Annotated in this window: 30 protein-coding genes; 18 read left to right on the top strand and 12 right to left on the bottom strand. The window is 67.8% G+C overall.

All coding sequences use genetic code 11. The annotated features are described in order from the left end of the window. Positions 1 to 575: 575 nt before the first annotated feature. From EV644_RS21920 to EV644_RS21910, 3 genes are all read right to left on the bottom strand, one after another. Entirely contained in the window at positions 576 to 1,583 is a 1,008-nt protein-coding gene (locus EV644_RS21920; protein ID WP_158292901.1) for an acyl-CoA thioesterase/bile acid-CoA:amino acid N-acyltransferase family protein, read from the bottom strand. Positions 1,584 to 1,880: 297 nt separating this feature from the next. Beyond that, positions 1,881 to 2,753, bottom strand: a complete 873-nt coding sequence (locus tag EV644_RS21915; protein ID WP_132190537.1) for an aminoglycoside phosphotransferase family protein — start codon at positions 2,751 to 2,753, stop codon at positions 1,881 to 1,883. A 22-nt stretch (positions 2,754 to 2,775) separates the two neighbouring features. Continuing rightward, positions 2,776 to 3,603, bottom strand: coding sequence for an SAM-dependent methyltransferase (locus tag EV644_RS21910; protein WP_132190536.1), 828 nt, complete (start codon positions 3,601 to 3,603; stop codon positions 2,776 to 2,778). 174 nt (positions 3,604 to 3,777) lie between these two features. On the opposite strand from EV644_RS21910, the gene EV644_RS21905 reads away from it, so the two are divergent. After that, positions 3,778 to 4,560, top strand: coding sequence for a methyltransferase domain-containing protein (locus EV644_RS21905; protein ID WP_132190535.1), 783 nt, complete (start codon positions 3,778 to 3,780; stop codon positions 4,558 to 4,560). Here EV644_RS21905 and EV644_RS21900 read toward each other — a convergent pair. Beyond that, complete coding sequence (locus tag EV644_RS21900; protein ID WP_158292900.1) at positions 4,557 to 5,174, bottom strand: TetR/AcrR family transcriptional regulator; 618 nt, start codon at positions 5,172 to 5,174, stop codon at positions 4,557 to 4,559. The two genes, EV644_RS21905 and EV644_RS21900, sit on opposite strands and share 4 nt — an antisense overlap. A gap of 58 nt (positions 5,175 to 5,232) precedes the next feature. Here EV644_RS21900 and EV644_RS21895 point away from each other — a divergent pair, with 58 nt between their 5' ends. Together EV644_RS21895 and EV644_RS21890 are read left to right on the top strand one after the other, a co-directional pair. Next, a complete protein-coding gene (locus EV644_RS21895; RefSeq protein WP_132190533.1) occupies positions 5,233 to 5,994 on the top strand; it encodes an oxidoreductase in 762 nt (253 codons plus the stop codon). Positions 5,995 to 6,339: 345 nt separating this feature from the next. Further along, on the top strand, positions 6,340 to 6,561 hold the full coding sequence (locus tag EV644_RS21890; RefSeq protein WP_132190532.1) for a hypothetical protein: 222 nt from the start codon (positions 6,340 to 6,342) through the stop codon (positions 6,559 to 6,561). Positions 6,562 to 6,732: 171 nt separating this feature from the next. Here the strand turns inward: EV644_RS21890 and EV644_RS21885 are convergent, their stop codons facing one another. The 3 genes from EV644_RS21885 to EV644_RS21875 form a co-directional block, all read right to left on the bottom strand. Further along, positions 6,733 to 7,047: a hypothetical protein gene (locus tag EV644_RS21885; protein ID WP_132190531.1), complete on the bottom strand. Its 315-nt coding sequence runs from the start codon at positions 7,045 to 7,047 to the stop codon at positions 6,733 to 6,735. Continuing rightward, positions 7,044 to 7,244 (bottom strand): hypothetical protein, encoded by a 201-nt coding sequence (locus EV644_RS21880; RefSeq protein WP_132190530.1) that lies wholly within the window; start codon positions 7,242 to 7,244, stop codon positions 7,044 to 7,046. Before EV644_RS21880 ends, EV644_RS21885 begins: the two co-directional genes overlap by 4 nt. A gap of 400 nt (positions 7,245 to 7,644) precedes the next feature. Then, entirely contained in the window at positions 7,645 to 9,036 is a 1,392-nt protein-coding gene (locus tag EV644_RS21875) for an MFS transporter (protein ID WP_132190529.1), read from the bottom strand. A gap of 89 nt (positions 9,037 to 9,125) precedes the next feature. Between EV644_RS21875 and EV644_RS21870 the strand changes: the two genes are divergently transcribed. Further along, complete coding sequence (locus tag EV644_RS21870) at positions 9,126 to 9,545, top strand: winged helix-turn-helix transcriptional regulator (protein ID WP_132190528.1); 420 nt, start codon at positions 9,126 to 9,128, stop codon at positions 9,543 to 9,545. Positions 9,546 to 9,613: 68 nt separating this feature from the next. Here the strand turns inward: EV644_RS21870 and EV644_RS21865 are convergent, their stop codons facing one another. Continuing rightward, positions 9,614 to 10,855 carry an MFS transporter gene (locus tag EV644_RS21865; RefSeq protein WP_132190527.1) on the bottom strand — a complete coding sequence of 414 codons (1,242 nt, stop codon included), beginning with the start codon at positions 10,853 to 10,855 and terminating at the stop codon, positions 9,614 to 9,616. Between the two features lie 64 nt (positions 10,856 to 10,919). Between EV644_RS21865 and EV644_RS21860 the strand changes: the two genes are divergently transcribed. Beyond that, positions 10,920 to 11,405 carry a helix-turn-helix domain-containing protein gene (locus EV644_RS21860; RefSeq protein ID WP_132190526.1) on the top strand — a complete coding sequence of 162 codons (486 nt, stop codon included), beginning with the start codon at positions 10,920 to 10,922 and terminating at the stop codon, positions 11,403 to 11,405. Between the two features lie 148 nt (positions 11,406 to 11,553). Further along, positions 11,554 to 12,330 (top strand): GNAT family N-acetyltransferase, encoded by a 777-nt coding sequence (locus tag EV644_RS21855; RefSeq protein WP_132190525.1) that lies wholly within the window; start codon positions 11,554 to 11,556, stop codon positions 12,328 to 12,330. Between the two features lie 181 nt (positions 12,331 to 12,511). Here EV644_RS21855 and EV644_RS21850 read toward each other — a convergent pair whose 3' ends face one another. Beyond that, a complete protein-coding gene (locus tag EV644_RS21850) occupies positions 12,512 to 13,078 on the bottom strand; it encodes a TetR/AcrR family transcriptional regulator (protein ID WP_132190524.1) in 567 nt (188 codons plus the stop codon). 60 nt (positions 13,079 to 13,138) lie between these two features. Between EV644_RS21850 and EV644_RS21845 the strand changes: the two genes are divergently transcribed. Together EV644_RS21845 and EV644_RS21840 are read left to right on the top strand one after the other, a co-directional pair. Then, positions 13,139 to 13,531, top strand: coding sequence for a nuclear transport factor 2 family protein (locus EV644_RS21845; RefSeq protein ID WP_132190523.1), 393 nt, complete (start codon positions 13,139 to 13,141; stop codon positions 13,529 to 13,531). Further along, entirely contained in the window at positions 13,528 to 13,743 is a 216-nt protein-coding gene (locus tag EV644_RS21840) for a heavy-metal-associated domain-containing protein (RefSeq protein WP_132190522.1), read from the top strand. The genes EV644_RS21845 and EV644_RS21840 overlap by 4 nt, the downstream gene beginning before the upstream one ends. A gap of 51 nt (positions 13,744 to 13,794) precedes the next feature. Here EV644_RS21840 and EV644_RS21835 read toward each other — a convergent pair whose 3' ends face one another. From EV644_RS21835 to EV644_RS21825, 3 genes are all read right to left on the bottom strand, one after another. Further along, positions 13,795 to 16,314 (bottom strand): Tex family protein, encoded by a 2,520-nt coding sequence (locus tag EV644_RS21835; protein WP_241998605.1) that lies wholly within the window; start codon positions 16,312 to 16,314, stop codon positions 13,795 to 13,797. A 173-nt stretch (positions 16,315 to 16,487) separates the two neighbouring features. After that, positions 16,488 to 17,984, bottom strand: coding sequence for a DHA2 family efflux MFS transporter permease subunit (locus EV644_RS21830; protein WP_132190520.1), 1,497 nt, complete (start codon positions 17,982 to 17,984; stop codon positions 16,488 to 16,490). A gap of 57 nt (positions 17,985 to 18,041) precedes the next feature. Next, positions 18,042 to 18,677 (bottom strand): YesL family protein, encoded by a 636-nt coding sequence (locus EV644_RS21825; protein ID WP_132190519.1) that lies wholly within the window; start codon positions 18,675 to 18,677, stop codon positions 18,042 to 18,044. A gap of 94 nt (positions 18,678 to 18,771) precedes the next feature. On the opposite strand from EV644_RS21825, the gene EV644_RS21820 reads away from it, so the two are divergent. The 10 genes from EV644_RS21820 to EV644_RS21780 all read left to right on the top strand — a co-directional run bounded on the left by EV644_RS21820 (position 18,772) and on the right by EV644_RS21780 (position 26,227). After that, positions 18,772 to 19,848 (top strand): LacI family DNA-binding transcriptional regulator, encoded by a 1,077-nt coding sequence (locus tag EV644_RS21820; RefSeq protein WP_132190518.1) that lies wholly within the window; start codon positions 18,772 to 18,774, stop codon positions 19,846 to 19,848. Positions 19,849 to 19,891: 43 nt separating this feature from the next. Further along, positions 19,892 to 20,305, top strand: a complete 414-nt coding sequence (locus EV644_RS21815) for a hypothetical protein (protein ID WP_132190517.1) — start codon at positions 19,892 to 19,894, stop codon at positions 20,303 to 20,305. 23 nt (positions 20,306 to 20,328) lie between these two features. Then, a complete protein-coding gene (locus EV644_RS21810; protein WP_132190516.1) occupies positions 20,329 to 21,423 on the top strand; it encodes a hypothetical protein in 1,095 nt (364 codons plus the stop codon). 34 nt (positions 21,424 to 21,457) lie between these two features. Continuing rightward, positions 21,458 to 21,580: a hypothetical protein gene (locus EV644_RS47235; RefSeq protein WP_255511340.1), complete on the top strand. Its 123-nt coding sequence runs from the start codon at positions 21,458 to 21,460 to the stop codon at positions 21,578 to 21,580. Between the two features lie 40 nt (positions 21,581 to 21,620). Then, positions 21,621 to 21,869 carry a hypothetical protein gene (locus tag EV644_RS21805; RefSeq protein WP_132190515.1) on the top strand — a complete coding sequence of 83 codons (249 nt, stop codon included), beginning with the start codon at positions 21,621 to 21,623 and terminating at the stop codon, positions 21,867 to 21,869. A 195-nt stretch (positions 21,870 to 22,064) separates the two neighbouring features. Then, on the top strand, positions 22,065 to 23,345 hold the full coding sequence (locus EV644_RS21800) for an extracellular solute-binding protein (RefSeq protein WP_132190514.1): 1,281 nt from the start codon (positions 22,065 to 22,067) through the stop codon (positions 23,343 to 23,345). Further along, the gene (locus EV644_RS21795; RefSeq protein WP_132190513.1) at positions 23,342 to 24,286 is read left to right on the top strand and encodes a carbohydrate ABC transporter permease; all 945 of its coding nucleotides are present in this window, start codon (positions 23,342 to 23,344) and stop codon (positions 24,284 to 24,286) included. Before EV644_RS21800 ends, EV644_RS21795 begins: the two co-directional genes overlap by 4 nt. Next, complete coding sequence (locus tag EV644_RS21790) at positions 24,279 to 25,184, top strand: carbohydrate ABC transporter permease (protein WP_241998590.1); 906 nt, start codon at positions 24,279 to 24,281, stop codon at positions 25,182 to 25,184. The genes EV644_RS21795 and EV644_RS21790 overlap by 8 nt, the downstream gene beginning before the upstream one ends. A gap of 453 nt (positions 25,185 to 25,637) precedes the next feature. Next, complete coding sequence (locus EV644_RS21785) at positions 25,638 to 25,856, top strand: hypothetical protein (protein WP_132190512.1); 219 nt, start codon at positions 25,638 to 25,640, stop codon at positions 25,854 to 25,856. Between the two features lie 119 nt (positions 25,857 to 25,975). Beyond that, positions 25,976 to 26,227, top strand: a complete 252-nt coding sequence (locus tag EV644_RS21780; RefSeq protein ID WP_199239942.1) for a lysophospholipid acyltransferase family protein — start codon at positions 25,976 to 25,978, stop codon at positions 26,225 to 26,227. Positions 26,228 to 26,315: the final 88 nt, after the last annotated feature.

Below are 26,315 nucleotides of genomic sequence, written 5' to 3'. Positions count from 1 at the left end.
CGCCGAAGCCGAAGCTGACTACTATGCACGAACCCGTGACGACCAACCGGTCGCTCACACATAACCGAGGGGTGCATCAAACCCAGGACGGTTCAACCCCACCGCCACCGGCCCCATGGCGCCCGGCGGGGGCGTCCGATGACGGGTTGTTCGACCGCTGGCGCCTTACAAACCGCCAGCCGGCGAACAGCCCGCCAGCGCCGCCCGCCGCATCGCGCTCGACCCACCCAGCGGGACGATCGCGCGCATTTCGAGGGGGGTTAGGTCCCTCTCGAACGCACGCGAGCACAACCCACAACATGAGCAGGTACCCATCCGCGGTGAACCGCCACCCGCGCCGGCTAGCAGCGGATCGCCCGCGTCTGAGGGGACAATCCCTCAAACGCAGGGATGCCCACCCAGAATCCGAGGGGACAACCCACACCCTGAGGAGTCAACCCCTCAGACGGCACGGCGGCACGCCGCCAGCATCGGGGACGCGCAGGGCGGAAGGGAGAAACGAGGGCCCGGCGAGGGTGCGCCGTCGGCGCGGTTGATCGTTGCTGCCGGCATCCTTGGAACCGGAGCTCCACTGCTCAACCTAGTGACTTCAGGAGCTCGAGGACCTTCGTCCAGCCCAGCAGCAGGGCGGACTCGTTGATCGGCCTGGTGCCGCCGTACTGCAGGAGCCGGCTGACCACCGGATGGATCCCGCTGGTCCCTCTGGGCAGGTAGGGCGGACCGCCGATCGTGTGCCCGGCCTGCGGGATCACGACGGCCTCATGCGGATAGCGGTTGTTCGCCTTGTCGAGCTCCTGCACGATCAGCGGCGCCGCTGTCCACGACTGCCAGAGTTGGTCGTCCGTGCCGGCGACCGTCAGCACCGGACCGTTGACGCGGTCGACCGGCATCAGGTCACCAGCCGCGATCGGCCTGCCGTGCAGTGTCCACGCGCTGGTGTCGGGCAACGGGAAGGATGCGTTGGTGACAGCAGTCGGCGCGTAGAGGATCGCGCCGTGCACCAGGTCCGGGAAGTTCTGGGCCAGCAACAGTGCGGCCTCGGTGCCACGGGAGGCGCTCATCACGATCACACGCGCCGGGTTGACGCCAGGCTGTCGCGCGAGCAGCCGGGCCGCCGAGGCGAAGTACTCCAACGGGATGTTGCGCAGGTTGTCCGGGACGCCGGGCGCGTGGAAGTACGCGAGGTCCAGCACGGGGTAACCGTGTGACGCCAGCAGGCCCGGTGCGGACAACGCACCCACGCCGCCTTCCGAGCCACCGAAGTACAGGACCGCGCGAAGCTTCGGCTGACCGGGTGGTGGGAGGACCAAGGATCCCGTCAGTTTGTCCTTGGCCATGGTCAGTGGCTCGATGGTCACCCCGTCGGCCATCCATTGCCTGGTCAGGGCGGTGTCGGCCAAGGTCTTGCCGTCCTTCCGGACCGAGACCTTCACGTCCTCGACCGGCTTCCCCGCCTTGGTCGGTGGGATGAAGGCCTGCTGGTCCGGATCGCCGTCCGCCGGGTTCATCGACCAGAAGAGGCCCATCCCGTCGAGGGTCCGGTAGGTGCCGTTCGACGGGCTCGCGTCGTCGAGGTCGACCACGCGCCTTGAAGGTCGCCTCTCCGTGCCACTGCTTGCCGTCGACATCGATCGCCTGCGTCCCGACCTCGACGCTCTCGCCGGTCTTCAGCCCACTGACCTTCAGGTGTACGGCCTGGTCCGCCAGTGAGACCGGATGATCCACCTCGATCGTTGCGTGATCGCTAGAGCCTGGAGAACATCCACCGAGGACAAGCGCCAGGGCAAGGACTACGACCAGACCACGCACGGACACCACCACCCCATCAATCGTCTTCCGTTCTACCACCGCAACGGATCACCGATTGATGCATCACCGAGTCAGTCCAGGAAGGCGGTCAGCACGCGGTGACAGCGGACCGGATCCTCCGTCAGGCCGACGTTCAGCCCCCACAGCCAGTAGTCCACCGTGCGGAAGACGACCCAGTCGCGGGCGTACTCCGGGTCAAGCACGGCCTCGGTCAAGACAGTGTCGAAGTGCCCGACGATCTCGGCCGCGTCCGCCATCTCGTCGACCCGGGTCCACAGGATCCGGGCCAGGTCGAGCTCGATGTCGCCTCGATAGAGCACCGGGTCGACCGCGAGCCACGCCTCGCGCGTGCCCCGGAGTACCTGGTCCGCGTGCAGGTCTCCGTTCACCGCCGACTCCGCAGTACTGCGGGCGAGGGCGGGTGCCACCTCGAGCGCGGCAGCCGGGAAGCGTCGGTCGAACGGGCGCCCGAGAGCATTCCACTGGTCCTCGAGTTGGGCGCTCCGATTAGCGGCGATCTCGGCCGTGGAGTGCGCGTCCGCCGGAGCCGGTACGGCGAGCCGGCGCATCAGCCGCCCCATCACCGCGACTGCTTCCCCGACGGGACGTGTGCTCAGCGGTTCGCCCAGTCGCTCCAGGAGCATCGCCCCGCGGCCGGCGTCGGCGTCGTACAGGCGGACCATCGCGCGCCCGTCCCACCACCGCAACGCACGGACCTGATCGACCACCTCGGCGCCCGGCGGCGACATTCGCAGGATCAGCGATTCGCCGTCCCGCTCGACCGGTACCGCGATCGCGTTGGAACCGTGTGCGAGCTCGCCGTCGACCCGCAGGTTCCACGCCTCACACTGAGCCTGTACGGCGGCGGGCAGTCCCTCGAGCCACGCCTTGCCATCGGCCCACCAGCGAGGCATGTCGAGAAACGTCTGCGGCAGCACGATCATGCCGCAGACTCAAGGTCGAGGATCACGGCTTCTTGGCGACGCCCACCCACAGGCTGCACATCACGTCGGTGAACTCGCCCTTCGCCACCAGGTCCTCGGTCTGCTGGTCCGGGTGCCACTGGAACGGCACGGACACTCCCGGCTCCACCAGCTCGAGACCGTCGAAGAACCTGGTGACCTCTTCCTTGCTCCGGACCTGGGCGTCGCCACCGTCGGCCTTGTAGACCTGGATCGCCCGCTCCCACAGGTCGGGAGCGAAGTCCGGCGTGCAGTGCGAGAAGATCAGCAACGAACCCGGCGCCAGCGGCTCGACGAGCTGCTTGACCAGGTGGTACGGCTTCAGCGCGTCGGGCAGGTAGTGGAACACGCCGACCAGGCTCAGCGCGACCGGCTTGCTGAGGTCGAGAGTCTCCTGGACCTCGTCCGACTCGATGATCGAGCGAGGGTCGGTGACGTCGGCCTCGAGGTAGGCGGTCTTGCCCTCCGGGCCGCTGGTCAGCAGTGCCCGCGAGTGGCCCAGCACGATCGGGTCGTTGTCCGCGTAGACGATGCGTGCCTGCGGCGCCACCTCCTGCACGACCTCGTGCAGGTTCGGGCTGGTGGGGATACCGGTGCCGATGTCGAGGAACTGGGTGATGCCCTGCTCGGCCGCGTACCGCGCGGCGCGGTGCATCCACATCCGGTTGGACAGCGCCGCCGTCCGGAACCCCGGGAAGGCCTCGAGCAGATGCTCGGCCGCCTGCCGGTCGATCGCGAGGTTGTCCTTGCCGCCAAGGAAGTAGTCGTACACCCGGGCACCGTGCGGCCGATCCTGTTGGAGGCGTTGACGCGTGGCGGCGTCGTCGGTCATCGATGGCTCCGTCCGAAGGGAAAACGGGTCAGCGCGGCAGTCGTGATCGTAACCGATCTGCGACGCCAGGTGATGCCCGGTTCGGAGGATTTTACGAACCGGAGTGCCGGGGCTCCCCGTTCGGCGCGGCGCGGACGATGATGTGGTGCATGGGCGGAACGCGGAGGATGGGGAATGAGTAACTTGCAGTTCGATCCCGAGGTGTCGCGACAGATCGAGTCGGTCTACACGACCCCCGACGTGATCGAACAGCGCCGGGTGGTGCGCACCGCGCTGGCACTCCGGCCCGGTGACCGCGTCCTCGATGTGGGAGTCGGACCTGGGTTGCTCGCGGCCGAGATGGCGGCCGAGGTCGGGCCTCAGGGCCGGGTTTGTGGGATCGATATCAGCGACAGCATGCTCTCGATCGCCGGCAACCGCGCCCAGGTGCCCGGCGGACCGGCGGTCGAGCTGGAACTGGCCGACGCCGGTCACATCCCGCACGGCGCCGAGAGCTTCGACGTGGTCGTCGCCACCCAGGTCTTCGAGTACGTCGAGGACGTGGCGGGCGCGCTCGACGAGATCCGCCGCGTACTGCGGCCCGCCGGCCGGGTGGTCCTGCTGGACACCGACTGGGGGTCGATCGTCTGGCGGTCGAACGACGACGTCCGGATGGGCCGGGTGCTGACCGCGTTCGAGGAGCACCTCGAAGACCCGCACCTGCCGCGCTCGCTCGGCGACTCGCTGGAGAAGGCCGGCTTCGCCCTCACCCATCTGCAGGTGGTCCCGATGCTGAACGTGCGGTTCGACCCCCGGACGTACAGCGCGGGCCTGATCGACATCGTCGCGGGCTTCGTCCCCGGCCGGGCAGAGGTGACCGAGCAGCAGGCCCAGGCCTGGGCGAACGACCTCCGCGGTCTCGGCGCGGGCTATTTCTTCAGCCTCAACCGCTACCTCTTCGTCGCATCGGCCCTCTAGCCCACCGGAGCAGGCAGCTGCAACAACCGGTCGACGGTCGCGCGGCCGATCTCCCGCATCGCCTCGGGCGTCATCTCGGTCTTGGTCAGGAACTGCAACCCCTGCTGGATCGTGAGCAGCAGCCGGCCGAGCTCGCGCGGATTCGTGTCCTCGGGCAGATCCCCGTCGGCGACCGCCTGCGCCACCGCGTGGGTGAAGCAGTCCTCCACCGCCTGGTACGTCGCCCGCGCGCGTCCCGTCACTTCGGGGTCCCGCGCGGCCAGCTCGGTTGAACTGTTCGCGAGGAAGCATCCGCGGCTGGGCGCCACCGGTCCATGGTGCTCGGCGACCGCGTCCTGTGGACCCGGGACGAAGAAGCCGCGCAGCACCTCGATTGCGCGATCACCGCGGGCGACCGCTCCGCAGACCCCCTCCGCCGTCTCGTGGGCGTAGGCGCTCAGCACCTTGAGGAACAACTGGCGCTTGTCGCCGAACGCGCCGTACAGGCTGCCCTTGCCGAGCCCGGTCGCCTTCATCAGGTCGTCCAGCGAGGTCGCCGCATACCCGTTCCGCCAGAACTCGTCGCGCGCCGCTCGCAGTACCTGCTCCTCTTCGAACTTCCTCGGCCTGCCCATGACAGCCAGCATATCGGGTTATTTGACCGATCGGTCCTGAAAGGTTTTACTGGACCATATGGTCAATAATTCGCTGCAAGGCAAGCGCGCACTCGTCACCGGCGGCACCCGCGGGATCGGCGCGGCGATCGTCGCGAAGCTCCTGGCGGGCGGTGCCTCCGTCGTCACCACCTCCCGCACGCCCGTCGACAACCTCCCCGAGGGCGTGCACTACATCCAGGCCGATCTCGGTACTGCGGACGGTGCGACCAGTCTCGCCGCGGAGACGCTCCAGTACTTCGGCGGCGGGCTCGACATCCTCGTCAACAACGCCGCCTCCGGTCAGGCTCACCCGAAGGGAGCCGCCTCGATCCCCGACGAGGAGTGGCAGTCGGCGCTGAACACGTCGTACCTGAGCGCGGTCTGGGTCACCTCACGGCTGCTGCCGGCGCTACTCGACGGCAAGGGTGCGATCGTGAACATCTCGTCCGCGGTCACGCTCGACGTGGTTCCCGCGCTGGCGCACTACGCGGGCGCGAAGGCGGCGCTGGAGAAGTACAGCCAGACGCTCGCGGCCGAACTCGCGCCGCAGGGCGTCCGCCTCAACGTCGTCATCCCCGGCAACGTGGCGACCCCAGGGGCCGACAAGATCCGCCAAGACCTCGCCGACGCGGCCGGCATCCCGGTCGAGGCGATCACAGCCGGTACGCCGCTGGGTCGCGGCGGCATCCCCACCGACATCGCAGAAGCAGTCGGCTTCCTCGTCTCCGACCAGGCGCAGTGGATCACCGGCACCCAACTCCTCGTCGACGGCGGCGCCTCAGTAGGCCTAGCCGCCTGACACTTCTGTCCCACAGGCCTGCGGTCGAGTGGTCACGGAGGGCGGCCAGGGGGCGGGCGTACCGTGGGATACGCCCGCCGCCGTCGGTCGTTCTCCCGCCCCTCAGTGGGAGAACTCGCGGCTCGGTGAGCGCCACCCATGCCCGAATGGGGCCGACTGAACCGCGGGACTCTTACTTGGTACCCCACCATCGTGACCTCACACCCGGCCTGGTGAGAAAACTTGACGTTCCTCGTACAAGCGCCGACTCTGCGTGGACGGATGAACCCGCAGAACCCTACGCCTGAAAGGCGATTCCGGTGGCCGGGGGAGGCGGCCGGACGTCAAGGGGGAGGGGAACGGGCGATGTCGGACGTCTTCGACGAGATCCTCGACGATGAACTGACCGAGGACGACCTGGACGAGCTGGAGGCTCTCGGCGCCGCGGAGGACGCGGACTTCCTGCTCGGAATTCAGATGCCTGAGGCAAGGATCGTCTGGCGAAAGTTCAAGCTGCCGGAGACCGGGAGCTTCACCGAGGGCGTCGCCGCGGTGATGAAGCGCTACGGCTACAAGATCATTGCCTGACCCGGCCGGCCGCAGTACCGCGAGCAGACACAACGACAAGGCCCCACCGGTAGCAGCCGGTGGGGCCTTGATTGGTCCACTACCGCCCGGGTTCCCGGTGCAGCTGTGGAGGTGGAGAGCGGAACCGACGCCGATGCAGGGGTCAAGACGTCAGCTCCGCTTGCTGAGGGGTTATCTCGTGTCGACCGCCCATGCCTGGGCCTGGTGGAACTCGAGGTGCTGCTGCATCGCGGCCGGTGTGCCGACCGATCCGAGGTGCTGCAGCGTCGGTACGACGACCGCGCGCACATCCGTCCGCTTCACCTCTTCCAGCAGCGCGTTGAACGCGGCGGACTGGGCGGCGTCACGCTCCGTGTACACCGTGCCGAGGGTGTAGCCCTCGGCGTACGCGAACTCGACGAGCGAGTCGGTCGCTGCGGCGAGCTCCTCGGCGCAGCTGAGCGCGTCGGCCCGGACGTAGCCGAGCAGCGTCGGGCGGGTGGTCACAGTGTCCGCTTCGGGGCGGTCGTGCTGCCGACGAGAACGGGCTCGCTGGTCACCCGGAGGGAGGCGAACCGGCGGCGCATGGCCTCTTCGTACTGCGCGGCCTGGTCCGCGTCGGCGGTGTGATCCGCGATCGGGTGAGCGCCGAACCAGACTCGCACGCGGCGGTGCGAGGCGGTGGTCTCGAACGACTCGGTCATCAGCGGTCCTTCAGCTCTCAAGTAATGTCCGGACGGGCCACAGGTGCACGATTCCGGCGGTGAGGTAGCCGGTGATCGATACTCACGGGTCCGCGTTGGTTAAGGAAAGAACACCTTAAAAAGTCTTCTCCCGGAATAGACTGGCAGGGACCTTTACAGAGGCCTTACGCGGTCCGGCCGGAGCGGTGAAACCGCTGGTCAGAGCAGCCGGGAGCGGTTTCGGACCAGTCCGTTTCGCGGTGTCAAGATATGGCAAGGCGTTGGCTGAATCGTTATGGGCAAATTAGTGCAAACATTCGGTTCGAAGGCGAAATGTAGGGCTTCCTGCTAACGCTCGGCAGCCGACCGGCCACGCAAAGACAAATCGGCGCCCCACCGGCTTCGGTGGGACGCCGATTGCTCAGGCTGCCGGCTGTGGAGCGGGCCGTCGGGTCAGCCCCGGCAGTGCTGCGAGCAGGCCGAGAGCGGCGGCTACCAGCGGCACCAGCAGGGCCGAGCGGAAGCCCTCCACTGTCAGATCGTCGGCCGCCGCGAGCACTGCAGCCACAACAGCCAGCCCAAGAGCGGACCCGAACTGGAAGGACGTCGTCAATACTCCGCTGGCCAGTCCCTGTTCCTCCTCGGCTACTCCGTCTGTTGCGGCGATCGTCAGCGGCCCGTAGGCCAGGGCGAACGCCAACCCGAGGAGAATCAGCGTCGGCAGCATCGCTGCGTAACTCCAGTCAGCACCCAGCGGCAGGAACAGCGCGTACGCCGCCGCGGCGAAGGTGAAGCCGCCGAACACCACTCGGCCGTTCCCGAACCGATTCACCAGCCAAGGAGTCAGCGTCGGGGCCAGCACCGAGTCGATCCCGATCACCATCAACGCGAGACCGGTCTCGAGCCCGGACCAGTTCCGCAGTTCCTGCAGGTAGAGCACGGCGATGAACTGGAACCCGACGAACGAGCCGACGAGCAGGACCGCGCCGAGGTTCGCCCGCACCAGTGGACCACTGCGCAGGATGCCCAGCCGGATCAGCGGCGACCCCACCCGCTGCTCGATCACCACGAACAGCCCGAGCAGCACCAGCCCGGCCATGAGGGTCACGGCGGTCTGGCCGGCGGCGACATCAGGCGCCCGTACGACGGTCGACACCAGCAGCAGCATCGACCCGGTCAACGTGAGCGCTCCGCCCAGGTCGAACCCGCCGGCGGTCTTGAGGGGCTCGGCCTCCCGTGGGATGAGGGCGATCGCCGCGACGAGAATCACCGCCGCCAGGACCACCGGGGCGAAGAAGACCCAGCGCCAGTCGATCGCCGTGAGGAGTCCACCCGCCACCATGCCGAGGGAGAACCCGCCGGCCGCGGTACCGGCGTACACGAGCAGGGCTTTGTTGCGATGCGGGCCCTCCGGGTAGGTCGTGGTGATGATGGACAGGCCGGCGGGCGTCATGAAGGCGGCGGCGATGCCGGTGACGAAGCGGGCCACGATCAGCACCCAGCCTTCGCTCGCGAACCCGCCGAGCCCCGAGAAGGCCAGGAACACGACCAGCCAGCCGATGAACATCCGCCGTCGGCCGAGCAGGTCCGCCGCCCGTCCGCCGAGCAGCACGAAGCCGCCGTAGCTGAGCACGTAGGCGCTGACGATCCACTGCAGTTCGCTGGTCGACAGCCCGAGCTCGGCCCGGATTGAGGGCAGCGCGACGCCCATCATCGAGACGTCGATGCCTTCCAGGAAGATCGCGCCGCAGAGTACGAACAGGACGGCCCAGGCCCGTCCGGTCAGGCGGTCCTGGGCGGTGGTGGCTGGCACGGGAGCTCTCCTCGGGTTCCTGGCGGTTCTCGCCGATGTCGTCGGTTACCTCTTGTAACTGATCTCATCTTGGGGAACCATCAGGGATTGTGGAAGAAGGCACTTCAAAGGAACCGAGTCACTCCGAGTGCACCGAGGACGCGTTCCAGTGGGACACCCGCGAGGACTGTGACGTACGGCAGATCCTGGATCGGATCGGCGACAAGTGGTCCTTGCTGGTGATCGCACTGCTGGACAACCGCGTGCTGCGCTTCACCGAGCTGAAGAAGACGATCGACGGGATCAGCCAGCGAATGCTGACGGTCACCCTGCGCCAGTTGGAGCGCGACGGCCTGGTCCGGCGCACGGTCCACCCGGTGGTGCCGCCACGGGTGGACTACGAGCTCACCCCGCTCGGCGTCACGCTGCACGACACGATCCAGGCGCTCGTCACCTGGACCGAGAAGCACCAGAACGAGATCGCCACCGCCCGCGCGACGTACGACTCCCGCGACGCGGTGGTCCGATGAGTGTGGGGCCGACACGGCGTGGCGTCGGCGGGAGTTCAGTCTGCGCCTTGCCGAAGGGCACCTACTGACTATCTCTGGTCCGACGCTTCCCGATCGGCACTAGTCAGCTTCATCCGGGTCAGGTGCGCCGGATGAGACGGTACTGCGAACAGCGTCACGGGCGCCGCGGCCAGTACTGCGAACGCGGCCAGCAGGTTGAGCGTCAGCGGTAGGCCGGCGAGTGTCGTCAGAGCGGGGGCGGCCAGGGCGCCGATGACGACAGTGAGGGAATCGACGGCGAAGAATAGTGCGCCGATCCGTCCGAGTAGCTCGGTCGGGGAGATCCGCTGCACGGTGGTCTCGGCGGTGATCAAGAGCACGCTGCCGGGGAGTCCGATCAGGGCTGTGGCCACGATCGCCCAGGGCAGGCTGGGCGCGTTCACGAGGGCGAAGAAGGCGCAGCCGGTGGCGACCTGGGTAGCGATCAGTAGGTCGCGGACTCCCAGCCAGGTAAGGGTTCTCGAGCTGATCGCCGCGCCAAGGAGATAGCCCACGCCTAGTCCCGAGATGAGATAGCCGACGGCGTAGCCCGGTGCGTCGAGGCGGTCCACCGTGAACGGGACCAGGAGAGCGGTCAACCCGGCGTTGGCGGTGAGGAAGACGCCGTTGGCCAGCAGGATTCCGCGGAGCACCTTGCTGCGTCCGACGTACCGGAGTCCTTGCTTGAGTTGGCTGAATCCGTTTCCTGGTTGGGGTTCTGGCCTGACGCGCCGGCTGATCGTGGTGATGATTGCTGCGGACAACAAGTAGCTGGCGATGTCGACTGTTAGGACGAACTTGATGCCTGGACCGGCGAGAAGGAGAGCGCCGAGGGGTGGTGCGGTCAGGCGGATCACGCTGCCGGAGACGGCGGTGAGGGCGTTGGCGGCGGCGAGTTCCTTACCTGTGCCGACGACTGCCGGAGTGAGGGCGCGGGCGGCGGGGCGGAAGACGGTGGTGGCCAGATTCTCTGCCAGGACGGCGATGTAGACGAGCCAGACGCGTGCCGCGGAATCGGCGAACAGGATCAAGGCGACGGCCGCCGCGCTGGCGAGATCCGCGAGCCACATCGCGCGGGAGAGGTTCCAGCGATCCAGCAGGACGCCGGCCCACGGCCCGACGATCAGCGCGGGGAGTGCTTCCAATGCGAGCGTGAGGCCGGTCGCGACGGTGGAGCCGGTCAGCTGGAAGACGTGGAACGGGATCGCCACGACCAGCAACCAGGAGCCGATTCCCGACACCCCGTTGCTGATCCAGAGCCGCCGGAAGTCGCGATGCGCCAGGATCCTCACGCGGCGAAACTATCCCCACAGAAGAATTGTTGGCAAGACTATTTCCTCAGGATAGTCTGACGGCGTGGAACTGAGCGCCGAACTGAGGGACCGCCGCAAGGCCGCCGGCCGCACGATCGCCTCCGTCGCCGTCGACGCCGGCCTGTCCGTCCCCTACATAGCCAACCTGGAAAACGGCCGAGGCAACCCCACCCTCTCCGCCCTGTCCCGCCTAGCCACAGCCCTAGGCGCCCACCTCCAAGTCACTTTGGAAGACGACCCCCCACTCTCGACCGACGCCACCGCAGGTACCTCAGTCGACGGGGGATCGGACGGGACCTCCGGCCGGGCCCCGGGCGGGACCTCCGGGGCGGCCTCAGCGGCGCTGCTTGCAACCTCACCTCGGGCGACCAAGGTGATCGCCACCCTCGCCTCATCCCAGGGTCGCACCCGCCGCTCCGTCGAGCGCCAACTCCTAACCGCCCTCGAAGCCCTCACCCCACTCCTCCCAACCCCACCCACCGAAACCGACCTCAACCGCCTCCTAGACCTACTCCTGCTCGCCGACTAACCACCCGTCAGCCGACCACGGCCCAGCCACCCCCGGCTGGGTCATCGCCGCCTAGCCGCCACCGCCGACTCACCGCCAGCGGCCACCGGCTAGTGATCACTGCCGGAAAGGGAGCGCGGTTGGTTGGGGGCACGGTTAGTGTCTTGGGGTGGAGATTGCTGCGCGGATCGCGTCCGCTCAATTGCAAGGGTTGGCTCTTTCGCGGCGGCAGATCGTGGCCGGTCCGCTGGTCGGGTTGCTGCACGACGAGGATGTCTGGTTCCTCTCCGGCGCGGTGGCTGCCGATCCCGGCACGCCCTTCGACCCGACCGAGGTGCCGTGGGCGGTGGAGACGATCCGCAAGGCCTTCGCCGCGGAAGGACGCTGGCTGCACGCTGAGCTGGTCGACGAGGCCAGCCCGGGCCTGGCAGAGGCTCTGGCAGCTGAAGGCATGACCATCGTGTCGCGTCCACCGCTGCTGGTCGTCGAGCCCGGCGACCTGCAGTTGCCCGAATACCCCGAAGGCGCGACCGCCTCGGTGGTGACCACGGCCGAGGAGCAGGACGCCGCGAACGCAGTAGCCGCAGACGCCTACGAGACCACGGACACTGCTGCCCCGTTCCAACCCGAGCCCGCCAACGGAGCCGCCGTACTCATCCGACTGGACGACGTACCGGTGGCAACCGCGTCCTGGACGGCCGTCGCGGATGGCGTGACGGAGATCGCCGGCGTCGGCACGCTCCACTCGCACCAGCGGCGAGGCTTCGGCGCACTGGCAACCGCCTACGCCACCCAGCAAGCGTTCGAGGTCGGCGGCGCAACCTTGGCCTGGCTGACTCCAGGCGACGACGGCGCAGACCGCATCTACCGCCGCATCGGCTACAAGCCCAAGGCAACAGCCATCCACCTCGGCGACCCCGGCGGTCACCTGGAAGACCTGCGCTAGAGCCTCGTTGTCGGTGAGACCGACTACCACCTGATCTCGAAGAAACGCGTCGGCGTCATCCCGCCCAGTACGGCCCACTGCCCGCTAAGCGTACGAACTCACTACCTGTTGGGGCGGCGCGTGGAACACTGCCGCTCATCCATCCGCCTGATTTACCCAGCCTCCGGGTCAGGTGTTCGAGTCAGCCCACGGCGAGTAGTCGGCGGAGAGTGGCCTGCAGGGTGTTGCTCGCCTTGCGGGGCGGTAGTTCGGCCGCGGCGTGGCAGAGCGCGGTGGTCGACTTCACCAGCCAGGGGACGGGGAAGTCGCGGGTGAATTCACCGGCCGTCTGGCCGCGGCGGATGATCTTGGTCAGCAGGTCGACGACGGGCTCGTGGCGCTCCTGGTCGCCCGCGGCCGGGTAGAGCCGGATCGGGTGCTGTTCGAAGACCTGGCTGCTCGTCTCGATCAATCGGAACAGCGCATCCACCGCCGGTCCCGTCTCCAGGTCGAGCTTCGAGAACGCCGCCACAGCCTCGGCCGTCAGTTGATCGGCGATCGCGCCCCACAGTGCGTCGCGCGACGGAAAGTGCGCGTAGACCGTCTGCCGGGTGACCCCGGCGGTCGAAGCGATCACCTCGATTGTGCTGTCGGGATCCTCACCCAGCCGCGCGATCGCAGCCGCGAGGATCGCGCTCCGGCTCCGATCGGCATCTGATCGCCTCGCGCGCTTGCGTGGTCCCGTTGGTCCTGCCGCTACCTCAGACACCTTGTCAAGGATAGCTTCATTCCTTACCTTTGACAGTATGTCTGAGATAAGGAGACGCAGATGAGTGAGGCCGCGACCTTCGTGGAGAACTTCTACGATTCATTCACCCAAGCCGTGATGAGCGAGGAGGACCCCGCCGCCGTCATCGACCAGTACTACGTACCCGGCATCGTGCAGATCGCAGACGGCGTCGAGCTCGACCGAGAGCAGCTGATAGCTCATCTCCGCCCGATCCGCAAGAACCTCGTCCGGTGGCGCTACGAGGTCCATGAGGCGCTCCGAACCGGCGACAATCTCGCTGCCCGCTTCACCATCCACGCCCAGTTGCGCAAAGGAGATCCGATCACCACCGACGTCTATCTCTTCGGTGAACTGGATCCCGACGGCCGCATGCGTCGCAGTACCCAGCTGACCCGCGCGAGCTCGTCGCCCTCATCGGGTGGTCACGTATGAACACGCAGACATTCCGCGTGCTGGGTATGACGTGCGTACATTGCGTGGACTTCGTCAGCGCCGAGCTCGAACGCCTCCCAGGAATCACCTCGGTCGAGGTCGACTTGCCTGCCGGTTCGGTGACCCTGACCAGTACCCACCACCTGACCGCCACCCAGATCCGCAGCGCAGTCGAAGAAGCCGGCTACGACCTGCCCGCCCCAACCGACTAGACGCAGGCAGGCCGGCAACCTGGGGGTTGCCGGCCTGAATGGGGCGTGGTGTCAGCGGACGGTGAAGCCTGCTTTGCGGAAGGCGTCGGCGAGGGAGCCTTCGTCCATGGGGGTTTCCGCCTGCTTGCCGCCTTGGCCGCCGGTGTTCTGGCCGCCGCGGTTGCCGCCGGAACCACGCCCGCCGCCACCACCGCCGGGGCCGCGACCCTGGCCGCCGCTGGGACCACGGCCCTGGCCTCCGCCCTCACCGCCGGGACCACGACCACCGCCACCGCCGGGACCACGACCGCCACCGCCGGGACCACGACCGCCGCCGCCGGGGCCGCGGCCGCCGCCGGAGCGGGCGGAGCGGCCTTCGCCGCCTCGGCCGCCTGAGGTGGGGGCGCCGGGCTCGTCGTCGAGGCGGAGGGTGAGGGAGATGCGCTGGCGGGGGATGTCGACCTCGAGGACCTTGACCTTGACGATGTCGCCGGGCTTGACCACCTCGCGCGGGTCCTTGACGTAGTTCTTGGACAGCGCGGAGACGTGCGCCAGGCCGTCCTGGTGGACGCCGATGTCGATGAACGCGCCGAAGGCCGCCACGTTGGTGACCTGGCCCTCGAGCCGCATGCCCGGCTTCAGGTCGGCGATCTTGTCGACGCCCTCGGCGAACGTCGCGGTCTTGAAGGCGGGTCGCGGGTCACGTCCGGGCTTCTCCAGCTCGGCCAGGATGTCCGTGACGGTCGGCAGACCGAACATGTCGTCCACGAAGTCGGCCGCCTTCAACGACTTCAGCGCGGACGACCCGATCAGCGACTTCAGTTCCTGACCGGTGGAGTCGAGGATGCGCCGGACCACCGGATACGCCTCGGGGTGCACGCTGGACGAGTCCAGCGGGTCGGCACCGCCGGGGATCCGGAGGAACCCAGCCGCCTGCTCGAACGCCTTCGGGCCGAGCCTTGGCACCTGTTTCAGCGCGGTCCGCGACTTGAACGGGCCGTTCTGGTCGCGGTGGACGACGATGTTCTCCGCCAGGCCCGGGGTGATGCCGGAGACCCGGGTGAGCAGCGGCGCGGACGCGGTGTTCAGATCGACGCCGACCGCGTTCACACAGTCCTCGACCACCGCGTCGAGGGACCGGGACAGCGAGTTCTCCGGGAGGTCGTGCTGGTACTGCCCGACGCCGATCGACTTCGGGTCGATCTTCACCAGCTCGGCCAGCGGATCCTGCAGCCGCCGCGCGATCGACACGGCGCCGCGCAGCGACACGTCCATGCCGGGAAGCTCCTGCGAGGCGAAGGCCGACGCCGAGTAGACCGAAGCGCCCGCCTCGGACACGACCGCCTTCGTCAGCTTCAGCTCCGGGTGCTTCGCGATCAGCTCGGCGGCGAGCTTGTCCGTCTCGCGCGACGCCGTCCCGTTGCCGATGGCAATCAAGTCGACCTTGTGCGCGGCGGCCAGCGCGGCCAGCTGGGCGATCGACTTGTCCCACTGGTTCTGCGGGACGTGCGGGTAGATCACACCGGTCGCGGTGACCTTGCCGGTGGCGTCCACGACGGCCACCTTGACGCCGGTGCGGAAGCCCGGGTCGAGCCCCATCGTGGCGCGCGTCCCGGCCGGAGCGGCGAGCAGCAGATCGCGCAGGTTGGCCGCGAACACCCGGACGGCCTCGTCCTCGGCGGTCTGCCGCAGCCGGGTCCGCAGGTCGACGCCGAGGTGCACGAGGATCTTCGTCCGCCAGGCCCAGCGGACCGTCTCGACCAGCCACTGGTCGGCCGGGCGGCCCCGGTTCTCCACGCCGACCCGGCGCGCGATGGTCGCCTCGTACTCCGTCGGTCCGTCGACCTGCTCCTCGCCGGCCGGAGCGGGCTCCACGGTCAGCGAGAGCACCTCTTCCTTCTCGCCGCGGAACATCGCCAGGATCCGGTGCGACGGCATCTTCGTGAACGGCTCGTCGAAGTCGAAGTAGTCCGAGAACTTCGCGCCGTCGGTCTCCTTGCCGTCGCGAACCTTCGAGGCCAGCCGGCCGCGGGTCCACAGGCGCTCGCGCAGCTCGCCGATCAGGTCGGCGTCCTCGGCGAACCGCTCGACCAGGATCGACCGGGCGCCGTCCAGCGCGGCCTGCGGGTCGGTCACCTCGTCGTTCACGAACACCGTCGCGGCGGCCAGCGGTGGCACCGACGGGTCGGACAGCAGCCCGTCCGCCAGCGGCTCCAGCCCGGCCTCGCGGGCGATCATCGCCTTGGTCCGACGCTTCGGCTTGAACGGCAGGTAGATGTCCTCCAGCCGCGACTTGGTCTCCGCGGCGAGGATCGAGGCCTTCAGCGCGTCGTCCAGCTTGCCCTGGCTCTCGATCGACTCGAGCACGGTCTGGCGGCGTTCCTCCAGCTCCCGCAGATACCGCAGGCGTTCCTCGAGGGTGCGCAGTTGCGCGTCGTCGAGCTCCCCGGTGACCTCTTTGCGGTACCGCGCGATGAACGGAACCGTCGAGCCCTCGTCCAGCAGGCCCACGGCGGCCCGGACCTGTCCCACGCCGACTGCCAGCTCCTCGGCGATCCTCTGCTCGACCGACTGCAACACCACGTCCCGCATCCCCTCTACGTCCGATGACAGACGAGCATTCTGCCCCGCTCGCCGCATCACACATCCTTCCCTATCCCCCGGACAGAAGACGACCTCCGCCCCCACCCTGTGGACAACCACCCCGACACGCCAGTACTGCGGAACTCCCCGCGCCCGGGGCGTTCCGCAGTACTGGGTGTTCGTCAGGCGGCGTCGAGGGCGAGCTCGTCGCCGGACTCCGCGGCCTCGGCGGCCGAGGTCTCGGGCGCCGGGCGCATCACGGTGCAGGCGATCACCACGGCGGTCGCGACGATCACGGCGGCGACCGCGAACGAGAGGTGGAAGCCACTGGTCAGGGCCTCCAGCGCGGGCTTTCCGGCGGCCGCGAGGCTCTCGGTGCGGGTCGCGGACAGCGTGGCCAGCACGGCCAGTCCGAGTGCGGCGCCGACCTCGGCGGTGGTGCCGACCAGACCGGAGGCGAGTCCGGCGTCCTCGGGCTCCACGTCGGCCATCGACAGGCCCATCAGCGCAGGGAAGCAGATGCCGCCGCCCAGCCCCAGCAGGATCAGCACCGGCAGCACGTGGACGAAGTAGTTGCCACCGACCGGAGCCTGGGTGAACAGCGCCAGACCGACCACGATCAGCGCCAGACCGGCGATCAGCGGGCGGCGTGCGCCGAACCGCATCACCAGCTTCTCGGAGTAGCGGACCGACAGCAGGCCCATCAGCACCGTGGTCGGCAGGAACGCCAGCCCGATCTCGAGCGCGTCGTACCCGAGCACCCGCTGCAGGTAGAGCGAGCCGAGGAAGAAGATGCCGAACATGCCGGAGGCGGACAGCGCCTGGATCAGGTTCGCGCCGGTCAGGTTGCGGGACTTGAAGATCCGCAGCGGGACCAGCGGGTTGGCCGCGGTCGCCTCACGGACGATGAAGCAGGCCAGCAGGGTCAGCGTGAGCAGGGCCAGGGCGATCGTCCGCGGCGCGGTCCAGCCGAGCTCGGCGGCCGGCTTGACGATGGTGAACACGCCGACCATCAGCGCGGCGGTGATCAGCACGGCACCCGGTACGTCGGTGCCGCGGCCCATCCCGAGGCCCTTGTCCTTCTGGATCAGCTTGACTGCCAGGACGCCGGTGACCAGGCCGATCGGCAGGTTCACGAAGAAGATCCAGTGCCAGTTGATCGCCTGGGTCAGCGCGCCACCGGCGAGCAGACCGATCGAACCGCCGGCGGACGCGACGAACGCGTAGACGCCGATCGCCTTGGCCTGCTCCCGCGGCTCCGGGAACAGCGTCACGATCATGCCGAGGATCACCGCGGAGGTCAGCGCGCCGCCGACGCCCTGGACGAAGCGGGCGGCGACCAGCATCTCCTGGGAGCCGGCCAGGCCGCACCACACGGAGGCGATGGTGAAGACGGTCAAGCCACTGACGAAGATGGTCCGCCGCCCGAGCAGGTCGCCGAGCCGGCCGGCCAGCAGGAGCAGCCCGCCGAACGCGATCAGGTACGCGTTCACCACCCACGCGAGGCTGGAACTGGTGAAGCCGAGGTCGTCCTGGATGGCCGGCAGCGCCACGTTCACCACGGTCACGTCGAGCACGATCATCAACATGCCGGCGCAGAGAACGTAGAGGGCCAGCCAGCGCGAGCGGCCGCCCTGCGCGGCCGGCGTCGTCGCCAGGGTTTCGGTCGTCGCGTACATCGGGGTTTCTCCTTCTGGTCCGGTGGGCCTTTCACTGACACGTCGGACCAGATGGGCTCAGATTGACACGTCCCCTGAATCTTTTTTCGGCCGAGTGGTCGTGGTGCGGGAGATCCAGTACGCGATCAGCGCCGGGATCAGGCCCGAGCCGATCACGAACAGTGTCGGCAGTCTGGCCAGCAGCAGGAACCAGGTGGCCAGGCCGATCACGCCGCCCGCGACAGCGAGTGACCGCCTGAGCAGGAAGAGGTTGGCCGCGCGGAACAGGCTCTTCGGAGTAGTGTCCGCCGGCTCGTCGGGGAGGACGGCGAGCGCGCTGAGGTAGAGGCCCACGATCATCCCGGTCAGCGGGACGAGCACCGCCAGCGCGAAGATCCGGACCGGGCCGTCGGTGGAGGCCCAGAAGAGCAACCCGAACGCCAAGGCGATACTGCCGACGTACAGGACGAGGCCGGCCGCCCAGAAGCGGCGGAAGGCCCACTTGAACTCGCTCCAGAAACGCCTCATCAGAGACGGGTGCTCCTGGCCGATCGCGTACGGCAGCACCCGCTGCAGCGCGAAGGCGGCCGGGTAGAGCGTGACCACGCCGACACTGCAGACCAGGAACACCAGTTGCAGCATCAGCAGGTCGCCGATCAGCGAGAGCTTCGACAGCACCGCGTTGGTCCGGCCGCCTCCGGTGGTGTCGCTCACAGGCCATCCCTCACGTCGGCAGTCCTTGCTTCGGCAGTCATGATCGTATGATCACAAACAATCACATCCGGATAACAGTCCCCGGAGGTCTCGCATGCTTGCACCGGAGCGCCACGAGCTGATCCTGCGCAGCCTGCGCCGCCACGGCCGGCTCCGGGTGGCCGAGCTGTCCGCGGAGCTCGGCGTTTCCGCGATCACAGTACGCCGGGACCTCGCGGAGCTGGATTCTGCCGGACTGCTGCGCCGGGTGCACGGCGGCGCCATCGGCACGAGTCCCGCCGCCGGCCCGAGCCAGGGCAGCCAGCTCACCGTCGGCATCGTCGTACCGAGCTCCACCTTCTACTACACCGACGTGATCCGCGGCGCCGAGGCGATGGCCGACCGGTACGGCGCTCGCCTGGTGCTCGGGGTCTCCGGATACGACGTGGCGGTGGAGCAGGAGCGGCTCGAGAAGGTGCTCGGCATCGGGGTCGCCGGGTTGCTGCTCAGCACGGCCCTCGGGGACGAGCGCGCCGCCGAGGTCGGGTCGAGACTGGACGGCATCGACGTACCGGTGGTGCTGATGGAACGCGCGTTCGGCTTCCCGCACGCGGAGCGCGAGTACGACCACGTCCGCACGGATCACGCCTACGGAGCGATGCTCGCGCTGCGGCACTTCCGCTCGCTCGGTCACACCCGGATCGGCATCAACCTCAACGCCAGCGTCACGGCGTACTGGCTGCGGCAGGGGATCGCGCAGGCGGCGGAAACGCTCGGGATCGACCTGCTGATCTCCCCGGTGGTGCTCCCGGCCCGCGGCGAGGACCCGGACACGATCGCGCAGCTGGACGCGTTCCTCGACGAGTGCGAGTCGTACGGCGCCCGCGCGATGCTGGTGCACTCCGACGAGCACGCGGCCCGCCTGGTCGAACGCGCGATGGAGCGAGGCCTGCGGATCCCCGAGGACCTCTCGGTGATCGCCTACAACGACGAAACCGCCGCCCTGGCCGCCGTCCCCCTGACCGCCGTCTGCCCACCCAAGCTGATGATCGGCGAAACCGCCTGCGAACTCCTGCTCCGAAAACTCCAAGCCGCCCCCGGCCGCACCCCGGCCACCCAACACCTCTCCCTCCTCCCCACCCTCAAAACCCGGATCTCCTGCGGCGCCCTCACCACCACAGCCAGGCCCTAGTCACGGGTTAGATTTGGACACCGACGATCACGGGGAGGGTCCGATGGACTACGAACAGTTCAAAGCGGAGTACAAGCAGGTCTTCGACGCCATCGACGGCGACCGGCCGTCCGCAGACTTCGCCCCGGACGTCGCGCGCCTCAAAGCCCTCGCCGCCACCATTGAGGACCCGGCCAACCGCCGGTCCGCGGAGAACCGGATCGCGACGATCGAGGATGTCCTCTCCTACGGCGATGGACCACCGCTGTCGCCCGCGATGGCCCAGGCCATCCGGGTCCACGCCGCAGCCAGCGCGGCCGGCGGCACCCCGCAGGAGCGGATCGCCCGGGCGGAGGCCGGGATGGCCGAGATCGGCCGGATCGCGGAGGCGGCCGGCCCGGGCGAGGAAGCGTCGATCATGAACATGAACGAGTCGCTCTACATGCTGGTTCTCGCGTTGGAGCCTGAGTCCGAGTGAGGGTCCGCAGCCACCAGGAACTGATGGCTGAACAGGCTGATGCCGCCGTCCGGATCTCTGGGGCGGACCACTCCTCGTGGAACGGCCACCTAGGCGTCACCGCCCCGGACCGCAAGGTACGTGGCGCGGTGACGTGGAATAACACGATCGAGTACAACGACGCCAAGGTCACGGTGCCGTTGAAGGAGATGTTCGACAACGCCCGCGTGCACAACCAGGATCCCGAGACCCTGCAGTCGTACCGCGAGGCCGTGAAGACGGTCCTGCATGAGAACACCCATGTGCTCGCAGCGGAGGGTACGTCGCACAGCGACGCCAAGGACGCATTCCAGAATCCAAGTGTGCAGGCGCTGGAAGAAGGCGTCACCGAGGTCTACAGCTACAACAACCTGAATTCCTACATCGACGACCTCGGCCTGGAGGAGATCGCACCGGGAATCAGTTCGGCGGAGGCGAACCGGTCATACAAGGAGTACGCCCCCGCCGCGCAGGCATTCACCAATGGGATCGGCCGCGATACCGGGCTCGGTGGTCAAGAGGTGGTACGGCGGATGGCGGTGGTGAACGCGGAGCAGAAATTCCGCGTCGCTGCGGAGACCCTGTACGACAACAGCGATCTTCCGGGGATTGTCCCCGATCAGGAGCGGGAAGCGGCCCTACAGCAGATCGAGACGTCCATGCGCGGCCCGTTCGAACCGCTGAAGGATCTGGACAAGTCCGACGATCAGCAGCTTCGTCGCGCGTCGGCCAAGGCGGGCGGCCTCGCCTACGACGCGGCCGTTGATCAGGTTGAAGCAATCCGCACCCAGTGGACCGCGCCCCAACACAGCCAGCGGGTCGAACGTCAGACCGACCGTGGCGTCCAGCAAGGCGCACAACAATCAACCACGAACGACCGGGCCCAGGAGCAGGCGTCGACCGGCCGCGGCTCGCCTCAGAGCGGCGGCGATCCCGGTCAGGCTCAACGGCCCCAGGAGTTGGATCACGCAATGCGCGCGGGGTTGAGCGGGACTGCGCCGATGTCGTCGGCGAAGCCGTTGGGGGCGGGTGAGCAAGGTTCTCGTCGCTCCGGTTCGCAGGCCGGGCAGCAGCGGCAGGGGCCTGAGCGCGAGAGTTGAGAACCGCCGCTGAACACGGACTGGGGAGTCGCGGATGGAGTACGAGCAGTTCTACGCGGAGTACACGAACGTTTCCGAGGCTGTGATGGCGGGGCTGAGTCTGGATGCTCTGACCATGGAGATCGGGCGCCTTCGTCAGTTGGTCGACCGGGGTTGATGATCTTGCCGACCGCGAGGAGGCGGGGCATGTCGTTGCGATGCTCGAGAGCGTCCTGGCCCTTGAGCCCGGGCCCGGGCCATCCGCGGCCGTGCTTGCTGCGGATGAGGCCTATTGGCGCGCAACCGCGAGCGATGGCACGGCGGCTGAGCGGATCGCTCGGGCCGAGGCTGGGATCGAGCAGATCGGGCGGATCGCGATGACGGCTTATCCGGACGAGCAGAGCGACATTCGGCAGTTGAACGAGTCGCTTCACTTGTTGGTCGGGGCGCTCAAGGGGAGTGGCTGAAACTACGCACGGTGAGGTGTGCGGTGGGTTCGGTAAATGGAACTTTGATCGGGGGAGTTCCGTTTGTGATCGAATTTGATCATTCGAGCGCTGGGGTATTGACGAGGAAAGCCCTTTCCCATACTTTCGCTGCACTCGGTGGTCCGGTCGTCACGATCTGGGCGCCGAACCGCTCGGCAGCGAAGGAGTTCCCCTGTGAGACGTGGCGCCCGGAGTGGACTGGTGGTGCTGGCCGCGATACTCGGCCTGGCCGCCAGCAGTTGTGGCAACGGGGTGATCGACAAGAGCACGGACGGCGTCCCGCCGGCTGAGGCGACCGGGACATTGCGCGTGCTGCTCCCGTCCTTCCCGCCCAGTACCAAGGGCCGGGAGGAGTTCGACAAGGTCGTCGCGGACTTCCAGAAGACCTATCCCAAGATGAAGGTCGAGCCGGACTTCGCGACGTACAACAACCTGAACGAGAAGATGTCCACCTCGATCGCGGCCGGCATCCCGTACGACGTGATGGTCACCGGCGTCGGCTGGATCCAGCCGTTCGCGTCGAAGCGGATCTTCGCCGACCTGGCGGCGTACGGCGTGACTCCGGAGGTGATCAAGGAGAAGAGTGTTGCCGCGCTGATCGAGCCGGCGACGTACGACGGCAAGCTGTACGGGTACCCGCTGGTTGCCGACGCCCGCGCCGTCGCGCTGCGCAAGAGCGCGTTCCGCGAGGCCGGCCTTGACCCGGACAAGCCGCCGACCTCGCTGGCCGAGATCAAGGCCGCGGCCGAGAAGCTGACCAAGCGGGACGAAGGCGGGTCGATCACCCGCAGCGGGTTCGACCTCGCCTCGGCGACCGGCTTCCGGCAGTCGTTCACCACCTTCCTGGCCTCGACCGGTACGCCGCTCTACGTGAACGGCGAGCCGAACTTCAGCAACCAGCAGGGCCTGGAGACGCTGGAGTGGATCAAGTCGATGATCAACAACGTCCAGCCGTACGGCCAGCAGAACGCGGCCCAGCAACCCCTCGTGCTCACTGGTGAGGCCGCGATGGGCATCGTCGGCGGCGCGGTCGACTGCTCGGACAAGGGCATCGGCCAGAAGAACTGCGACGACCTGAAGTTCTTCCGGTTCGACAGCGGCCAGGAGATCGAGTACGTCGGTGGCGACCTGGCGTCGATCGGGTCGCGCAGCCGGCACAAGGACGCGGCGTGGGCCTTCATCCAGTCGCTCACGGTGCCGACGACGCTGGACGCGATCGCCAAGCTGAACAAGAAGCTGCCGGCCTACAAGGACGCCGGCAACTCACCGCAGGCGAAGTCCAACCCGCTGAGCAAGTTCGTCGCCGACGGACTGGTGTACGCGGTGAACGAGAACAGCCCGCCGACCAACTGGCTCGAGATGCGCGGCAACTTCGACATCCAGCTCACCCAGGCGGTCCTCGGTCAGAAGGATCCCGCCAAGGTGCTGGCCAACCTGGCAGGACAGTCCCGATGAGCGCCACACTCGAACACCCCACGAAAACCGTCCCCGCGCCAAGCGGGACCGCGCCGGCCAAGGAAAGCCGCGAGCTGATCCGCAGCCAGGTTCGCGCCGGCTGGATTCTGCTCAGCCCGGCTCTGCTGCACTCCGCGATCTTCATCGTGATCCCGGTGCTGGCCGTGCTCGTGCTCAGCCTCACCGACTACAGCTTCGGTGATTCCTGGTCCTGGGTCGGCCTGGGCAACTACGCCGACCTCTTCCGCGACGTCGACTTCCAGGCATCCCTGGTCAACACCGTCCTGTACGCCGTCGTGGTGATCCCGATCTCGATGGCGATCGCGCTGGCGGTCGCGGTCGGGCTGAACCAGAAGATCAAGGGCCTCGGCTTCTTCCGAACCGCGTTCTACATCCCGACGGTGACCGCGACCGTCGCGATCGCCACCATCTGGCTGTGGATCTACAACCCGGGCTCAGGTCTGGCGAACGGCTTCCTCAGCCTGTTCGGCTTCGCGCCGAACCGCTGGCTGGCCGACCCCGCCACCGCGTTGCCGTCGCTGATGGTGGTCGGTATCTGGCAGGGTCTTGGCACCAAGATCATCATCTACCTGGCCGCCCTGCAGGGGGTCTCGCGTGACCTGCTGGAGTCGGCCGACCTGGACGGCGCGAGCCGCTGGCAGAAGTTCGTCAACGTCACCCTGCCGGCCCTCAGCCCGGTGCAGTTCTTCGTCCTGATCACCTCGATCGTCGGGACCTTCCAGGTCTTCGACCTGGTGTACGTGATGACCAGAGGTGGGCCTGGCACCGAAACCCGGGTGCTGGTGCTGGACATCTACCAGAACGCGTTCCAGGACCTGAAACTCGGCTACGCGTCCGCCGAGACCGTGATCATGATGATCGTGATCGCGCTCTTCATCGGCGCCGGACGCCTGCTCCAGAAGGCGGATGTCAATGACTAGCGCAACGATCACCGGCCCCATCGTGAGCCGGAAGCCGTCCGGGCTCCGGGTCGGCCGGATCCTCCTGTACGTCGTGCTCAGCCTCGGCGCGGTGCTGATGATCACGCCGTTCCTGTGGATGGTGCTGACCGCGTTCAAGAACGACCTGGAGATCGCCACGTTCTCCTGGCTGCCGACTGAGCTGCGGTGGCGGAACTTCGTCGAGGCGATGCAGAGCGCGCCGTTCCTGCGGTACTTCCGCAACAGCCTGTTCATCGCCGTCGGCGAGACCGCGTTCACCCTGGCGGTCTGTACGACGGCCGGGTACGCGCTGGCGAAGCTGCCGATCCGGGGCTCCAAGGCGCTGCTGAGCTACTTCATCCTGCTCCTGCTGGTGCCCTTCCAGATCATCCTGGTGCCGCTGTTCCTGATCGTGAAGTCGATCCCGCTGTTCGGCGGCAACAACATCCTCGGTCAGGGCGGCATCGGCTGGCTGAACTCCTGGTGGGGCCTGATCATCCCGCTCGGCGCCGCGCCGCTGTTCACCTTCCTGGCCCGGCAGTTCTACGTCTCGATCCCGAACGAGCTGGCGCAGGCGGCCCGGGTCGACGGGCTGGGTGAGTTCGGCATCTTCTGGCGGATCATGACGCCGCTGATCAAGCCGGCCCTGATCACCATCTGCGTGTTCCAGATCGAGGCGGCCTGGAACGGATTCCTCTGGCCGTTGATGATCACCACGTCGGACTCGATGCGACCACTGCAGCTCGGGCTGGCGATCTTCGCGCAGAACCCGGCGGAGATCCAGTGGCCCTACCTGATGGCCGGTACGGCGCTGGCGACGCTGCCGATGATCGTGATGTTCGTCTTCGCACAGAAGCGCTTCGTCGAGGGCATGGCGAACGTCGGGATCAAGGGCTGAACGAGGGCCGGTCGGACTCACGGCCGGGGAGGTTTCCCCTTCGCAGGTGCTCGCCCCGCCCCGGGCGAGCACCTGCTGGGGCCCCCTCCACAATCACCGGTGGTCCCGAAGAAACACCGGAGCGTCCACTTGCCCCCCTCAAGACCAGGCCGCTCAACCATTTATCGTCACAACCTGAAGGGCGTTACAGCTTTCGTCCGGCTTTTTGCTGACTATCGGGACGATTTCTGCCGAATCAGCTAATCCACCGCATTTCTGCTACCCGTCGAGTGCGGGTGTTGACTATCCGTAGCGGAATTAGGGGAAGTCGGCGTGCCGGATTGTGCGACAGGCCGTCTGGGCGCTCGATGGGCGATGCGAGTCCTCACGCTCAATGTGCAGAACGACGCTGGCGACCCCGGCGTACCGGTCTGATCACCGTGGTGAGCCGCATTGGTGGACTTGGCTGCTGGTGTGGAGATTCCCGGCCGCGGCGACCAGTTGTTCGTAGTACCGACGACGCCGTGGCGGTTGGACCATGAAGAAGCGCGGGGGTGGGGTGATCCCACTCACCGACGCCGGATCGACTACATCCTGACCCGGGCGCGCGTCTCGTCGGTCCAACTGGTCGGCGATCGCCCGGTCGATGGCGTCTGGCTCAGCGACCACTGCGGCGTACTGGCTGAGATCTAGGACAAGTGCGCGCGGACCATCTTCGGAACCAGTGCTCGACGCCGCCATCCGGGTAGATCAGGTCCAGGGTGTGCGCGGCGCGCAGCGTGGCCAGGCCGTGCAGGTTGGTCCACAGAGCGATGGTCCGCCCGCGACCGCGATCCTCGAGGGGCGGCGTCTGGGGGATCTACCCGGAAGGCACCCGCTCACGGGACGGCCGCCTCTACCGCGGCAAGACCGGCACGATGCGCGTCGCCCTGGCCACCGGCGCGCCCGTCGTACCGGTCGTTGTCAAAGGCACCGACCAGGTCAACCCGGTCGGCTCCCGCCGCTGGCGTTTCGGCCACGTCCACCTGATCATCGGCGAGCCCCTGGACCTCACCCCTACCTGAACCGCCCGATCCACCAGCAAGTGGTCCGAGCCGCCACCGACCACCTCATCCACACCCTCCAGCAACACTCCACCCAGGAGTACGTCGA

Origin of the sequence: Kribbella orskensis, from assembly GCF_004342085.1 — a bacterium.
Classification (GTDB): Bacteria; Actinomycetota; Actinomycetes; order Propionibacteriales; family Kribbellaceae; genus Kribbella; species Kribbella orskensis.
This window is presented reverse-complemented; position numbering and strand designations above follow the sequence as displayed.

Coding starts and splice junctions, on each gene's coding strand:
- EV644_RS21915 (WP_132190537.1), bottom strand. CDS start 2,753: ATGATCGTGCTGCCGCAGACGTTTCTCGACATGCCTCGCTGGTGGGCC.
- EV644_RS21910 (WP_132190536.1), bottom strand. CDS start 3,603: ATGACCGACGACGCCGCCACGCGTCAACGCCTCCAACAGGATCGGCCG.
- EV644_RS21905 (WP_132190535.1), top strand. CDS start 3,778: ATGAGTAACTTGCAGTTCGATCCCGAGGTGTCGCGACAGATCGAGTCG.
- EV644_RS21900 (WP_158292900.1), bottom strand. CDS start 5,174: ATGGGCAGGCCGAGGAAGTTCGAAGAGGAGCAGGTACTGCGAGCGGCG.
- EV644_RS21895 (WP_132190533.1), top strand. CDS start 5,233: ATGGTCAATAATTCGCTGCAAGGCAAGCGCGCACTCGTCACCGGCGGC.
- EV644_RS21890 (WP_132190532.1), top strand. CDS start 6,340: ATGTCGGACGTCTTCGACGAGATCCTCGACGATGAACTGACCGAGGAC.
- EV644_RS21880 (WP_132190530.1), bottom strand. CDS start 7,244: ATGACCGAGTCGTTCGAGACCACCGCCTCGCACCGCCGCGTGCGAGTC.
- EV644_RS21845 (WP_132190523.1), top strand. CDS start 13,139: ATGAGTGAGGCCGCGACCTTCGTGGAGAACTTCTACGATTCATTCACC.
- EV644_RS21840 (WP_132190522.1), top strand. CDS start 13,528: ATGAACACGCAGACATTCCGCGTGCTGGGTATGACGTGCGTACATTGC.
- EV644_RS21835 (WP_241998605.1), bottom strand. CDS start 16,314: ATGCGGGACGTGGTGTTGCAGTCGGTCGAGCAGAGGATCGCCGAGGAG.
- EV644_RS21830 (WP_132190520.1), bottom strand. CDS start 17,984: ATGTACGCGACGACCGAAACCCTGGCGACGACGCCGGCCGCGCAGGGC.
- EV644_RS21820 (WP_132190518.1), top strand. CDS start 18,772: ATGCTTGCACCGGAGCGCCACGAGCTGATCCTGCGCAGCCTGCGCCGC.
- EV644_RS21815 (WP_132190517.1), top strand. CDS start 19,892: ATGGACTACGAACAGTTCAAAGCGGAGTACAAGCAGGTCTTCGACGCC.
- EV644_RS21810 (WP_132190516.1), top strand. CDS start 20,329: ATGGCTGAACAGGCTGATGCCGCCGTCCGGATCTCTGGGGCGGACCAC.
- EV644_RS47235 (WP_255511340.1), top strand. CDS start 21,458: ATGGAGTACGAGCAGTTCTACGCGGAGTACACGAACGTTTCCGAGGCT.
- EV644_RS21805 (WP_132190515.1), top strand. CDS start 21,621: ATGCTCGAGAGCGTCCTGGCCCTTGAGCCCGGGCCCGGGCCATCCGCG.
- EV644_RS21795 (WP_132190513.1), top strand. CDS start 23,342: ATGAGCGCCACACTCGAACACCCCACGAAAACCGTCCCCGCGCCAAGC.
- EV644_RS21790 (WP_241998590.1), top strand. CDS start 24,279: ATGACTAGCGCAACGATCACCGGCCCCATCGTGAGCCGGAAGCCGTCC.
- EV644_RS21780 (WP_199239942.1), top strand. CDS start 25,976: ATGGTCCGCCCGCGACCGCGATCCTCGAGGGGCGGCGTCTGGGGGATC.